The 12,512-nt window shown below is 68.9% G+C and carries 14 protein-coding genes; 5 read left to right on the top strand and 9 right to left on the bottom strand.

Annotated elements, in window-relative coordinates; all coding sequences use genetic code 11:
* Positions 1–25: 25 nt before the first annotated feature.
* Complete coding sequence (locus BLU81_RS17775; protein ID WP_197686270.1) at positions 26–742, bottom strand: LLM class flavin-dependent oxidoreductase; 717 nt, start codon at positions 740–742, stop codon at positions 26–28.
* A 41-nt stretch (positions 743–783) separates the two neighbouring features.
* On the opposite strand from BLU81_RS17775, the gene BLU81_RS17780 reads away from it, so the two are divergent.
* Positions 784–1,266 carry a GNAT family N-acetyltransferase gene (locus BLU81_RS17780; protein ID WP_197686272.1) on the top strand — a complete coding sequence of 161 codons (483 nt, stop codon included), beginning with the start codon at positions 784–786 and terminating at the stop codon, positions 1,264–1,266.
* A 21-nt stretch (positions 1,267–1,287) separates the two neighbouring features.
* Here BLU81_RS17780 and BLU81_RS17785 read toward each other — a convergent pair whose 3' ends face one another.
* The 7 genes from BLU81_RS17785 to BLU81_RS17810 all read right to left on the bottom strand — a co-directional run bounded on the left by BLU81_RS17785 (position 1,288) and on the right by BLU81_RS17810 (position 6,898).
* Positions 1,288–2,451 carry a serine hydrolase domain-containing protein gene (locus BLU81_RS17785; protein WP_157751661.1) on the bottom strand — a complete coding sequence of 388 codons (1,164 nt, stop codon included), beginning with the start codon at positions 2,449–2,451 and terminating at the stop codon, positions 1,288–1,290.
* A gap of 80 nt (positions 2,452–2,531) precedes the next feature.
* Positions 2,532–2,882 carry a hypothetical protein gene (locus BLU81_RS48370; RefSeq protein ID WP_157751662.1) on the bottom strand — a complete coding sequence of 117 codons (351 nt, stop codon included), beginning with the start codon at positions 2,880–2,882 and terminating at the stop codon, positions 2,532–2,534.
* Positions 2,879–3,454 carry a hypothetical protein gene (locus tag BLU81_RS17790; protein WP_092545699.1) on the bottom strand — a complete coding sequence of 192 codons (576 nt, stop codon included), beginning with the start codon at positions 3,452–3,454 and terminating at the stop codon, positions 2,879–2,881. The genes BLU81_RS48370 and BLU81_RS17790 overlap by 4 nt, the downstream gene beginning before the upstream one ends.
* Positions 3,455–3,654: 200 nt before the next feature.
* The gene (locus BLU81_RS17795; protein ID WP_157751663.1) at positions 3,655–4,275 is read right to left on the bottom strand and encodes a hypothetical protein; all 621 of its coding nucleotides are present in this window, start codon (positions 4,273–4,275) and stop codon (positions 3,655–3,657) included.
* Between the two features lie 350 nt (positions 4,276–4,625).
* Positions 4,626–5,360 (bottom strand): SDR family NAD(P)-dependent oxidoreductase, encoded by a 735-nt coding sequence (locus BLU81_RS17800; RefSeq protein WP_092545701.1) that lies wholly within the window; start codon positions 5,358–5,360, stop codon positions 4,626–4,628.
* On the bottom strand, positions 5,357–6,331 hold the full coding sequence (locus BLU81_RS17805; RefSeq protein WP_092545702.1) for a DUF418 domain-containing protein: 975 nt from the start codon (positions 6,329–6,331) through the stop codon (positions 5,357–5,359). The genes BLU81_RS17800 and BLU81_RS17805 overlap by 4 nt, the downstream gene beginning before the upstream one ends.
* 78 nt (positions 6,332–6,409) lie before the next feature.
* The gene (locus BLU81_RS17810; protein ID WP_092545703.1) at positions 6,410–6,898 is read right to left on the bottom strand and encodes a hypothetical protein; all 489 of its coding nucleotides are present in this window, start codon (positions 6,896–6,898) and stop codon (positions 6,410–6,412) included.
* Between the two features lie 787 nt (positions 6,899–7,685).
* On the opposite strand from BLU81_RS17810, the gene BLU81_RS17820 reads away from it, so the two are divergent.
* Positions 7,686–8,930: a magnesium transporter MgtE N-terminal domain-containing protein gene (locus tag BLU81_RS17820; protein WP_092545705.1), complete on the top strand. Its 1,245-nt coding sequence runs from the start codon at positions 7,686–7,688 to the stop codon at positions 8,928–8,930.
* 108 nt (positions 8,931–9,038) lie between these two features.
* Entirely contained in the window at positions 9,039–9,644 is a 606-nt protein-coding gene (locus tag BLU81_RS17825; protein WP_092545706.1) for a hypothetical protein, read from the top strand.
* Positions 9,645–9,687: 43 nt separating this feature from the next.
* Here the strand turns inward: BLU81_RS17825 and BLU81_RS17830 are convergent, their stop codons facing one another.
* Positions 9,688–10,947, bottom strand: coding sequence for a glycosyltransferase family 39 protein (locus BLU81_RS17830; protein ID WP_092545707.1), 1,260 nt, complete (start codon positions 10,945–10,947; stop codon positions 9,688–9,690).
* Positions 10,948–11,115: 168 nt separating this feature from the next.
* Here BLU81_RS17830 and BLU81_RS17835 point away from each other — a divergent pair, with 168 nt between their 5' ends.
* The gene (locus tag BLU81_RS17835; RefSeq protein WP_092545708.1) at positions 11,116–11,880 is read left to right on the top strand and encodes a VOC family protein; all 765 of its coding nucleotides are present in this window, start codon (positions 11,116–11,118) and stop codon (positions 11,878–11,880) included.
* Between the two features lie 203 nt (positions 11,881–12,083).
* Positions 12,084–12,422 carry a DoxX family protein gene (locus BLU81_RS17840; protein WP_092545709.1) on the top strand — a complete coding sequence of 113 codons (339 nt, stop codon included), beginning with the start codon at positions 12,084–12,086 and terminating at the stop codon, positions 12,420–12,422.
* Positions 12,423–12,512 lie beyond the last annotated feature (90 nt).

Raw genomic sequence — 12,512 nt, forward strand, 5'->3', positions numbered from 1 at the left:
GGTGACCAGCCGAGGTGCGGAGCGATCAGGGTCGCGGTGTCAGTGAGGATCTGTTCGTAGTCGTCGCGGTCGAACTCGTAGGGCAACTCCAGGCGCAGGGCGGTCGCGGCGGCCACGACCGGTCGGCGTGCAGGCGCTCGACGATCTCGGTGGCCGTGCCGACCAGGTCGGGGGCGAACAGGGTACGCCGTTCGCCGTGCGGCTTCAGGGTGCGATCGTGCCGGGACCGGGCGTACTCCAGGTAGCGCTTACGGGTGCGGCGGTCGGCACCGTCCAGTGGGACGATCATCCGGCCGACCGCGATCGGGCCGGCCTGCTCGAACGCGGAGAACTCCGCGATGAGCTGCGACTGGGCGGTCACGAAGTCGTCGCTGTGCTCCCCCGACACGATGTTGCCGGTCAGCAGGCCCAGCCCGTGCTCGCCGGCCCAGCGGACCGAACGGGAGCTGCCACCGCCGTACCAGATCCGGTTCGTCAGTCCCGGGCTGTGCGGCTGGAGCCGGGGCCGCTGGGTGTTGCCCGGCGAAGCGATGACCGTGCCGGGGTCGCCGAGGTAGTCGCCGCGCAGGTTGGCGAGCAGGCGCTCGATCCGGCCGTAGCCCAGCTGCCGGATCCAGGCGCCGTCGAAGCCGAGCCGTTCGCCATAGACGAACAGGTCGAGGGTGGCGTCGAGACCGCTGAACGGGTCGTCGTCGGGATAGTTGCCCGGGGTGAGAAACGCGAGGGATCGTAGAGTGCCCATGCGATTCACTCTATTGCCCATGGACTGAATAGGATATAACCGTGACCTACACCATCAAGTCCGTGAGCTGGGACGACCCGGCGGGCGAGGCACTACGGGCCGCGATGCGCGCCGAGATGCGCGAACGTTACGCCGACCGGATGCCACCCGGCCGCGACGAGCCGCAGATGGTCGTCACCGGCGAGGGCGTGGTCTGGGTGGGCCTCGCGGTCACCGGCGACACCACCCCGATCGGCCACGCCCTGCTGCGCCGCCATGGCCCCGACCTGGAGATCAAGCGGATGTACGTCGCACCCGCCTGGCGCGGCCACGGCGTCGCCGCCGCACTCCTGGACGCCATCGACGCGGAGGCCCGGCGACTCGGTGCGCCTCGCGTCATCCTGCACACCGGAGATCGCCAGCCCGACGCCGTCGCCCGTTACACCCGGCACGGGTACCAGCCGATTCCCGTCTACGAGCCCTACCTCGGCATGCCCGGCGCGCATTGCTTCGCCAAGGCCGTCACCGCTCTCCCACATCGCTGAGCGGTGTCCGGCCTCGGCCGGCTACTTCAGTGCCCGGCAGATGACGACGACGCTGGCGTCACCGGCGGTCCTGGCCAGGTTCTCCGCACCCTTGTTGGGCTCCAGGTCGATCACGGCGGTGTTGAAGTCGCTGATCGCGGTGCGTTTGCCGTCGGCGGTGCCGACCGCCCAGCTCTGGTGACCGAGAGTGCCGCCGTCGTGGCCCCACACCGTCCCGCAGGGGAAGTCGAGGCGCAGCAGGCCGAGACCGTAACCGCCGGTGATCGAGCCGCCGGCGGGCAACGCCACCGTGGTCTGCATCTGCCGGAGCTGCTGTACCGAGAACAACTTCGCGGTCAGCAGCGCGGTGACGAACCGGGACATGTCGGAGGCGGTGGAGATGATCCCACCGGCCGCGCCGGCCCAGGCGCCGACCGCTCCGCCGCTGGTGTCGGTGTAGGACGGTTCCGCGCCCGCGAACGTGACGGTGTAGCCGTGCGCGTAGCCCCGGCCGGTGCGGGTCGCCCGCGGGTCGGCGAGATAGGTGCGGGTCAGGCCGAGCGGCTGGGCGATACGCTGCTGGACCAGGTCGGGCAGGCTGGTGCCGGTCAGTTTCTCGGCCAGCAGACCGGCCACGATGTAGTTGGTGTTCGAATACGACCAGTCCGCGCCGGGAGCGAAGAGCGGCTCATGAGCGAACGCGACGTCGAGCAACTCCTTCTCGGTGTGGGCGTAGCCCGGGTCCTGCAGCACCGACAGCATGAACTCCGGGTCCTCGGTGTAGTTGAACAGGCCGCTGGTGTGGTTGAGCAGCATCCGCACGGTGATGTGCGCACCGTTCGGGACGACACCGGGCAGGTAACGCTCGATCGGCGTGTCCAGCCGGACCCGCCCACGGTCGACCAGTTGCAGGATCAGGGTGGCGGTGAACATCTTGGTGTTGCTGCCGATCTCGAACTGGTCGGTCGCGGCCAGCCGGCGGTGGGTGCCGAGGTCCGCGAACCCGGCGGCCGCGGTCTCGACCCGGCGGCCGTTGTCGACCCGCGCGAGATAGCCGGGCGCACCGGCGTCGACCACGCGCTGGGCGGCCTCCTGGACGGCGCGGTCCCCGGCTACTGCCGCGGTGCCCGTCACCCCCACCCCGGCCAGGGTGAGTGCGGCGGTGAGGGTGAGCGCGGTGATCCGCTTCGACTTGGTCGCTGTCATGCATCGATCATTCCGAAGGCGGCCGCTGATGACATTGGTGCCAGCACCCGGTTCCGGGGTGGGGTTAGCCGTACCGGGAGCTATCGCGGCCACACGTACATGGTCACTCCGCTCGGCTGGATGCCCGGCGGAACCCATCCGGGCACGGTGTGCCGGCTCTCCCCCTGGGGGTACTCGTCCGTCTCCTTCTCCGGCAGGTCCGACTCGATGCCTTGGCCGAACGTGTAGGTGCGGTCGATGAACCATCCGCCGATCAGCCGGCCCTCAGGCGATCGGAAGACCATCCCATAGTTCGGCTTGCTGAAGAAGAAGCCGGGATTGTCCACGCCGAACGACACGCCCTTCGGGAGGGTCCGGGGCTGGACCTTGTCGACCCGGACGGGCAGCAGCACGGACGGCTGCGCCGGTTTCCCGTCCCCGATCACACTCACCACGATCCGCGCGACCCGGCCCGCTTCCGCCAATTCGAACTGCTGGATACCCCGGCCTGCCGCGCGGGCAGGTAGGCGAAACCCTCGTTGAAGACCATCGCCCAGTAGTTCAACTCCTCGGAACGCCACCCTCGCCCGGTCTCGTCCACGAGGGAGAACCGGACGGGGACGAGCGTGTTGACGAGGCTGCCGACCGTCCACTCGTCGTTGGTCTTGGCCCGGTCGTGCTGCATCAGGTCCCGCGCCCGGGTCAATTCGGCAGCCGCGATGTCGTCCTCGTACATGAACCTGTTGAGCGCGGTCTCCAGCCCCTGGGCCGGCTCCGCCAGGTTGTCGCTGGTCTCGCCGGTAGCGGTCCAGACGACGTCGCGCAACTGCGTCCAACTGTTCCGCAGCGCCGGAGATCCGAAATAGCCGGGCCGGTCGAGTTTGTCGTCATGGCTCGCACTGGTCTCACACGCGTTGCGAATCTGCGCGTACTCATCCGCCAGCCGTGGCAGATCGACACGGGCGGCTTGGCGTAGTCGTTCGAGCGGACCACCGAAGACAACGCCGTGCATCTCATCGCTCATGATTCCCCCGCGAGTGGATCGCACCGCACCGCAAAGGCGACCAGGAGCAGAATCGTATAGTCCCCGAAAAAATCATCTCAATCGATGAGAACCATCCTGGATTCACGGCGACTTCGATGATCGAAACCCGGATCCGGACTTCCCGTGCCGCGAGAGCGCGAAGTCCGCGCGAGTCACCGCCGACACGACGACCAGCGGGGTCAGTTCAGGAGCCGCTGCGCCCAGTAGACCTGTCCGTCAGGACCGACACAGATCAGTGCTACCAACAGATCTTCGATCGCCATGGGCCCGGACAGCACCAGTGACTCCGGCTGAGCCTCTCGCAGTACCGTCTGGAACGTCACCGGTGACGCGTCGATCGACGAGACCGTGACGACACTGCCGGCCCACATCGTGTCGGCAGACTCCCGCGCTGGTCCCAACCACGGATACCGGGAACGGGCCGTCTCCAGCGCCGAGTCCATCCCGGTGATGACCTGATCGGGTTGCGCCGATGTCACCGCGATGAAGCCCGGCAGGAGACCGTTGCGTTTGTCCGCCAGGACGATCCGGAGGCTGCCGTCCGGCTGCGGATGCGGCGGCCGGTTCCAGGCGACACGACCGAGAACGATCTGATCCTCGGCCCCGTTGGCGTAGACCGCGTTCACCGGAGCGAGAGCGGCGTTCGCAGTCGCCTGATCGACGAATTCCACGGTGGCCCGGGCTCCCAGCGCCTCCGGCCCGTACGGCGCACGCCCCTGCCACCACCGCCATCCGGCCACCCCACCGACCCCGGCGAGCACCATCACCACACCGAGAATCAGCCCCACCCGCTGCCGCACACCAGGCAGTACAGCACAGCCCCGCCACTCAGAAGACCAACGACGAAGTTCAAACCCCGGCTCTGGTACGCCTCGACCGCCCCGCCGAACCACACCGCCCGTGGCGATCAGCGCGAGGTCCGCGCGGCTGACGGCCGACCGGGCGACCGCCGGGCCGAATGCGGTGGTCGCCGACTACCAGCCGCGATCCCGGCATCCGCCGGCGAGAACATCGCGAAGCCGGCCACTCCCGCCAGCGACCGGGCCGCCCGGATCCCCCGCACCGCGCGATCAAGACCAGACCGACGGACCGGCCGGACTCCCCCGCCGCGCTATCACGACCAGCCGGCCGGATTCGCCGCGTCACGCGTTCACGGGCGGGCCTCCGGGTCGGGGCCGTTGACCGACCGGCCGCCGTCGACCGGGATGATCGCGCCGCTGACGAAGCCCGGCGCGAGCAGGAACGCAACCGCGTCGGCCACCTCACGAGCGGTGCCGGGGCGCCCCAGCGGGTGCAGCGCTGCCATGTCTGCGTCGGCGCCGGGGTGTGCGGCCCGGTACTCGTCGTAGCGCCCGGTCACGATCGAACCGAGCGCGACCGCGTTGACCCGGATCCCGTCCGGCCCGTGGTCGACGGCGACCGCCCTGGTCAGGCCTTCGATGGCGGCTTTCGCGGTGGCGTAAGGCAGTGCACCGCGCACCGGCCGCTGCGCCTGATGCGACGAGACGTTGACGATCGCACCGGGCCGCCGGTGGGCCAGGAAATGGTTCACGGCCGTGTGGCATCCGGTCACCGCCATCGCCAGGTTCGCGGTGATCAGTTCCAGGATCTCCGCCGCCGGGCTGCCGGCCAGCCCCGCGTCCCGGAAGATCGCCGCGTTGTTGACCCATCCGGCCAGCGGCCCGGCGCTCTCGGCGAGTTCAGCGGCCCGCCGCGCGGTCCCCGGATCGGCGGCGTCCCCGCTGACCAGCGTGACCCGGTCATGTTTCCAGTCCAGTCGACCGGCGACGTCGAGAACGATCACCGGCCCGTCCTCGGCGAGCCGTTCGGCCACAGCCCGCCCGACACCTTGAGCGGCCCCGGTCACCACATATGACGCAGTCATCGCACCATCGTCCGGCGCAGGGCCGGGCGTTGCCAGCGGGTCGCCCATCGCCACAGCCATTCGGCCGGTCCCTGCCGGAACCTCCGCAGCCACCACACCGACCAGATCCACTGCGTGACCAGGACCGATGTGGCGACCAGGACCACGGTTCCGGCACCCCAGTACTCGGAGTCCCCAGCGACACCGGAGATCACCAGCACCAGCATGGTGGCGGTCAGATAGTTGGTCAGCGTCATCCGCCCGAGCGGCCGGAACACCATGGTCAGCACCCCGGCGGCCCGGGTTCCGAGCAGCGCGACCATCCCGCACACGTAGGCGCCCGCGGTGAGCAGCCCCGCGACCGGATAGACGATGAACTCCGAGCCGGGCCCGAGTTGCATCACGATGAACGGCACAGCGGCAACCGCGAAGATCAACCCCACGACCGCGGCGGTACGAGTGAGCTGTCCCGTCGCCAGCCGGTCCACGATCTCGTACCGGACGAGCGCCGACCCGAGCAGGAACAGCCCCGGAAACAGCGAGTAGTAGCCACCGAACAACGTCACCGACGCCACGATCAGCACTCCTGCCGCGATCGCGACGACGTTGCGTGGCAGCCGCCCCGAGGGCAACAACACCACCAGACCAACGATCGCGTACGCGGTGAGCACGTCACCACGCCACAACAACAACAGGTGCACCAGCCCGAAGACCAGCAACGTCAGCAGCCGCCGCATCAGCACCGGCGTCGACCCGGCCGACCGGCTGAGCAGCGCGAACCCGACCCCGAACAGCAACGCGAAGATCGGAAAGAACCGATTGTCGACAAGCAGGTGCAACACGGTTCCGGCAGCCGTGGCCGGCGCCTGATCCCCACCGAGCACACCACCCCGATGCGAGATCGGTTTGACGTTCGCGAACAGGATCCCGCACAGAGCGAACCCCCGCAGAACATCAAGCGCGACGATGCGCGCCCTCAACAACTCAGTCATGCCCCGAGCGTGCCGTCCAGTCCCCTGTGGAACCTCTGCCCACAGGCCACTCCCGCTGCCACTTTCAGCCGACCCCGGTCAGCAGGCCTCTGCCAGTTCCAGCGGCTCGGTCTTGATGGTGCGCAGTTCCTCGTCGAACCGCCGGGGCAGTTCCGGAACGCTGAGCGTGCGCCGTATCTCGTCGAGCGCGGCTCGGGCGGCATGGTTGGTGAACTGCTTGGCCGACACGTCCGGTAGCCGCCACGCGTTCGCCAGCAGCAGCACGCCGTCCTGGGCGATCGCCACGTATGCGTCCCGGCCGTGCCGCGGCCGCAGCCAGTCGGCCAGCGCGTCGGGCCGGTCACGATAGAAGTCGTCCAGCTCGGCGGCGGTCAACGGCACGTACACCCACAATTGCTGGGAATCGTCGGCGCCCTGAAGCATCCACGCCAGCACCGGCATGTCGTCGATTTCGAGCATCAGCAGGGTCGGGCGCCCGTTGTACTCGGCCAGCACCACGGTGTCGGTGCACGCCGACGAGGCGATGTGCGCGTAATGGCCGCGAGTCGGAACGTGCGTCAGGTGCATCCCGAACCCTCCTCCTTGAAGCAAGATTCGTATGCCTTTTCCGTGTCATCGTCCCACGGAACCGACCCGTCGGGCAGCGACACGCAAACGTGAGCGGCATTCATCGAGCGGGGATCCGATGTAACAACGAACCCGGCCGCCCGGAGTTTCTCCGCTGTGGTGTACCGCACCCGGTCGCGACTCTGGGCAGGCCGGCGCTGCACGAGGCGGGCCATCTCCTCCACCGTGCGGCAGCCGGCGAACATGCTCTGATAGTGATCATGGTCCGGGCGAGGTCCGGATCGGAACGTCGGCCTACCGGGAGCCTGCCGTCCGTACTGGCTGAGCACGGTGTCGTCATCAATCGGGCGCGCCGGAGTCGATGCGGGTCGCTTCAGGGCCACGTCGTTCCTCTGCTCATGCGATGGCTGTCGCTCCTCCCCCGCGACGTCCGAAAAGGACGGAATCGAAAGCGGCCCGACCGGCGGTCCCACTTTCACTCAGTCGGGGGAGGCGATTTCAGGCTTGCCGAACTGTTTCCACCGAAGTTCGTCAGAGTGGAGGCACCTTTATGTTCATCCCATGGAGAAGGATGACGACGGACAACTAGTCCGAGGTCGATTGACCACCGAAAACCCCATCGGGCGCGCCGCCGAACACACCCACCCCCCGAAACAGGTTGTTCAGAGAGTGAGAATGTGGCCGAGCGCAAGCATTGAGTCGCGGGGACGACAGGGGGACGGAATTCTTCAACCCATCAGAGTGAATCGGAAGTACAACCCCGGACAGTGTCGGTCACCATCGGACAATGGTCGCCACGAAATTCGTCCCGGGAGATCGCCCGGATCCCCGCTCGATCCGCACTGTCGAGGACCTCGCACACCGGCTGGCACAGTTGCGGCGTACCGCCCCCAGGGAGCACCTGGAGCAGGACCAGCCGACGATCCGCCAATTGTCCGACGCCACGGGACTTCCACGGAGCACGCTCAGTGACGCCGAATGCGGGAGATCATTGCCGAGCGTGAAAGTCGTCTGCCGGATCGCCTCCGCATGCGGGATCCCTGACGACGAGCTGGTGATGTGGGTCGAGGCCCGGGACCGGGCCGCTCAGCACGCCCGTTTCACACGCCGGGGATCGGGATATCCGGACGCGGTCGAACTCGCACGACTGGTACCCGACGACGAGGTACGCCGCCCGGCCCTCGCCGCCGTCGCGTACCTCCGGTCCCAGTCCGTTCCGGTCGACGGCGAACTCGACGTGGTGCTGGACGCGCTACCCATCACCGTGTGCGCCGGCCACCTGTCCCGGATGGATCCCGACGCCGCGGCCGAGTGCCTGAACCTGCTTCCGCTGGAGAAGGGCGTGGAGTGTCTGCGCCGGCTGAACCCCGAGGTCTCGGCCGGTCTCCTGCGACGGGAGGCGCCCGCGATCGCGGCGGAACACCTCCAGATGCTGCCACCGCCGGATTCTCGTCGTCTTCTCCACCGCCTGCCGCTGATCGAAGCCGGCCGGCTGCTCCAGGCGATGCCCCGAGTCGCGGCGACGAAGCTGATGGAGTCGATGCCCCCCGGCTGGATCCGAGACCTGATCACCGGCCGGGACGTGGCATCGTCGCTCGCCGCCGATCTCATCTTCACCATCGGATACCGGCAGAGCCTCGTCCTGCTCACCAGCCTGCCCCAGCCCCGCCTCGTCGGAATCCTCGCCGCCATGGATCACGAGTCCGCCGCCGGCGTGCTCGGCCATCTGCATCCGGTCCGGGTACGCAAGATTCTCGCCATCTTCCAGGACGGCCGCGTCCGCCAGATCCTCCTCCACCTCGCGGAGACCGATGCCGCCGCCGCGCTGGCCGGTATGCCGGGCAAGAGAGCCGCCGGCCTCGTCGCGGAACTCCCCCCGGACCGGGCCGCCGACATCCTGCACCACGTACCCACCGACCGCCGCGCACAGATCGTCACCGCCGTACCCGGCGATCGCCAGCACCGCCTCCGATTCGCGATGAGCCTGCTGGCCAACCGCGGCGCATGGCTTCCCACCCCCTCGCCGAAGTAGGCCGCCCCGCGCCCGCCGGGCCGAATACGGTGGTCGCGGCCACCTCCGGGCGCTGTTCGAAACGGGCTGGAGCATAGTTTCCGATTCCGGTGGCTATGATCGGCGGCCGTGTCACTCGCCTACGAATCCGTGCTGGTTCTCGGCCCGTATCTCAAGCTGCGCAGTGTGCTCGCGCGGCACCGGAAACGGGCCGTGGTCATCGAGGTGGGCGTGGACCGCTGGGTGGTGGTGCCGGAGCCCGTCTGGCATCGGATGGAGATCACCGACAATCTGGCGAGACTGTTCGGTGAGGCCACCGAGAGCTGGACCGCGGCCTTTCAGGTGTCGTCGGAGCCGGATCAGTACACGGTGGTGATCCAGCACAGTGGCCGGAGATTCCACCTCTACCACTCCGAACAAGGGCACACGTTCACCAACCGGAACGAGGACGACGAGCCGATTGTCATCGACGTGCGGGGGCGCCGATACCGTCCGGGCGATCCCCGGCCCACCGGCCCTTACGGCGCTGACCCGGAGATGTTCCTGCCGCTCGCCGCCGGTCCGGTCGACCGGGCCGGTCTGGCCGCCGTGCTCACCGGCACCGCTGAGCCCGCGACCCGGCACCTGGGCGTGCTCCACCACCTCGGCATCGACCCCGGCCCGCTGCGGATGACCTTCGAGGAAGCGGTGCAGTCCAGGCTCGGCCGGGTCACGCCCGGACCGCGCCCGTCCTAGGGTCCACTCGACGGCTGAGGTGCCGCGGGCCGCTGCCGCGTTCTCAGATCGCCTGACCCGAGATGAACGGTAGCCAGCCCGCATACCAACCGGAGAGCAGGGCCAGGGCGGCCAGGACCACGCCGATGTCGCGATTCTTGAAGCGGGCCAGGGCCAACGCGGGGACCAGGAGGATCGGGAACGCCGGAAGCAGGTGACGGCCGGCCATCGACATGTGGGCGTGGCCGCCGATCGACAGGACCAGGGTGACGCCGGCGAAGACGACCAGGGGCCAGGGCGCCCGGTTCAGCAGCAGCACGAACATCACCACGAACGCGGCCATGAACAGGAACGACAGGACCCGGATCGGCTTGGCGGCGTTGTCGTCGTCGACACCGATCAGGATGTCGGTGATCATGTTCCAGTGGTTCTCGCCGTAGTCCCACCAGGCACCGAACGTCTGCTCGTGGATACCGAAATACTCGTCGACGCCGCCCAGCCGGGACGAGGCGAACGCCAGATAGGCGAGAAGACCCGAAGGAGCCAGGACCATTGCGGCGTACGGGCGCCAGCCGCCGCGCCGGGAGAACGCCGCCACCAGAGCCGCCAAGCCGACGGTCCCGATCAGGGCGGCGGCGGTCGGGCGGCTGAGTCCGCTCACGCCGGCCAGCAGTCCGGCGATCAGCCAGCGCTCCTTGAGGACGGCGTAGAGCGCCCATGCCGCCAGCGCGGTGAACAGGGATTCGGTGAACGCGCCGTTCTGGGTCATGGCGGCGGGGGCGACCGCCCAGATCGCGGCGAGCAGGACACCGACGCGGTGGCTGTGCACGTGGCGGCCGATGGCGTACAGGCCCCAGGCGGCGGCGATCGCGGACACGAACGAGATGAACAGCAGCGCGGCGACCGGCGAGACGAACGGCAACTGCGCGAGCGGCCGGGCCAGCATCGGATAGAGCGGGAAGAAGGCCAGGCGCAGCTCGTACGGCACCCCGTCCTCGTCGACGGCGCCGATCGGGCCGCCCAGCCCGCTGGTGGCCAGCTTCGTGTACCACCGGGCGTCCCAGGACAGCAGCGCGTCGGTGAACGAGGTGAACTTGCGCCACTGGTTGCCGATCGACCCGTCCGGGAAGACGTCCCGGTCCGGTGCCAGCACGTGGGCGTGGGCGGCGAGGACGTACATGACCTGCAGGCTGATCATGCGGATCAGCAGGTACAGCCCGATCGCCGGGGCCGCCGCGACGGCAGCGCCGCGCAGCCGGGTCAACGGCTTCGCCGGAGTGTCCTCCTCCACCTGATCGGTGGTGCTGGCGATGACGTCGGCCATGAGCGTCCTTCCTGGTCCCGATAGGTGACCCCACTGTAGAGGTCGCGCCGTCCCCGGATGATCCCGCACAACCAGGCCAGTGCCGGTTCGTGCCAACCCATGTGTGCTGCGATCGGCACTGCCCCAGACTCGGCCTCGACCGATACGCCGAGTGACGAGGTGCCGCCGATGAGCGATCAGACGACCATGCCCAACGAGACGATCGTGCCGCTCCTACCCTGCGCCGACCCGGAACGGACACTGGCCTTCTGGCGTGCGATGGGCTTCGCCGTGACCTGGGAACAGCGTCGCCCCTACCTGTACCTGGCCTTCGAATGGAGTGGCTTCGCCCTGCATTACGGCCCCGCCCCGGAGGGCCTCGACCCGGCCCGCGAAGACAGCGGCGGCTGTCTGGTGCTGGTCGACGCGGTCGCCCCGTACCACGCACGGTTCACCGCCGCGATGCGCGAAGCCCACGGCAAGGTGCTCGCCAAGGGTCTGCCCCGGATCACCCGGCACCGGCCCGGGGCGACCCGGTTCACCGTGATGGACCCGTCCGGAAACTCGATCATCTTCATCCGGCGCGGCGAGCCCGACCCCGAATACGGCGGATCGAAGAAGCTCACCGGCCTGGCCGAGGTCATCGACAACGCCCGGGTGCTGCGCGAGTTCAAACTCGACGACCGGGCCGCGTTCCGGGCACTGAACTCGGGTCTGCGCCGGCACGCTGCCGGGGCCACCGCTGTCGAGCTGGCGACCGCTCTGGCCGCACTGATCGAGCTGTCGGTCGTGATGGACGAGCCGGAACGGAAGCCGGAGGGGGGTGCGCGACTGCGCGAGATCGAACTCGGCGCCGCCGAACGTGACCAGGTCACGGCGTTCGTCGCCGACTCGTCCCTGATCACACCGTGGTTCTCTGCACTGCGAGACGCCGGATCACCGGCAGCGGGATGACCCCGGCCAGGCCTCTCGATCGTCGCGGGGGCGGCTCAGTCCTTCTCCCCGCAGGCGCCGGCGTCGGCGACCTTTGCCAGCAATCGCTCGAGTTGCTCGCGCTCGGCGGGTGACAGCGCGGCGAAGAGCTCGTCGTCGGCCTTGTCGAGGACCTCTTCGACGGTGCGCAGCGCGCCGGACCCCGCCTCGGTGATCAGGACGATGTGCCGGCGGCGGTCGGCGGGGTCGCGCTGGCGAACATCGGCAGCGGCACCGCGAAGATCCGCCGTGCCGAGCCGTCCGTCTCCGGGATGATCGGCGTCGGCGTGCCGGAGTCATGGTTCGTGCCGCTGGCGTTGCTGAACTTCGCCGGTGCCGCCGGTCTCCTGATCGGGATCGGATGGCGGCCGCTCGGTATCGCCGCTGCGGTCGGTCTCGTCCTCTACTTCGCCGGTGCGCTGATCGCCCACCTGCGGGTCAAGGACTTCAAGGGCATGGCGCCGCCGGCGGTGTTCTTCGTCGTCTCGGCGGCGGCTCTCGTGCTCGGCATCGTGTCGGCCTGACCGTTGCCGAGAACCAGCCGGGCCGGACCATCACGTCCGGTCCGGACCGGGATCACCACGTGCGGCCCGGGCCGGGATCACCGCATTCGG

The organism is Actinoplanes derwentensis (assembly GCF_900104725.1).
Lineage (GTDB): Bacteria > Actinomycetota > Actinomycetes > Mycobacteriales > Micromonosporaceae > Actinoplanes > Actinoplanes derwentensis.

What these genes read in the sequence shown, in the direction of transcription:
- BLU81_RS17775 (WP_197686270.1), bottom strand. Translation starts at nt 742, where the DNA reads ATGGGCACTCTACGATCCCTCGCGTTTCTCACCCCGGGCAACTATCCC.
- BLU81_RS17785 (WP_157751661.1), bottom strand. Translation starts at nt 2,451, where the DNA reads ATGACAGCGACCAAGTCGAAGCGGATCACCGCGCTCACCCTCACCGCC.
- BLU81_RS17790 (WP_092545699.1), bottom strand. Translation starts at nt 3,454, where the DNA reads ATGAGCGATGAGATGCACGGCGTTGTCTTCGGTGGTCCGCTCGAACGA.
- BLU81_RS17800 (WP_092545701.1), bottom strand. Translation starts at nt 5,360, where the DNA reads ATGACTGCGTCATATGTGGTGACCGGGGCCGCTCAAGGTGTCGGGCGG.
- BLU81_RS17805 (WP_092545702.1), bottom strand. Translation starts at nt 6,331, where the DNA reads ATGACTGAGTTGTTGAGGGCGCGCATCGTCGCGCTTGATGTTCTGCGG.
- BLU81_RS17810 (WP_092545703.1), bottom strand. Translation starts at nt 6,898, where the DNA reads ATGCACCTGACGCACGTTCCGACTCGCGGCCATTACGCGCACATCGCC.
- BLU81_RS17820 (WP_092545705.1), top strand. Translation starts at nt 7,686, where the DNA reads ATGGTCGCCACGAAATTCGTCCCGGGAGATCGCCCGGATCCCCGCTCG.
- BLU81_RS17830 (WP_092545707.1), bottom strand. Translation starts at nt 10,947, where the DNA reads ATGGCCGACGTCATCGCCAGCACCACCGATCAGGTGGAGGAGGACACT.
- BLU81_RS17835 (WP_092545708.1), top strand. Translation starts at nt 11,116, where the DNA reads ATGAGCGATCAGACGACCATGCCCAACGAGACGATCGTGCCGCTCCTA.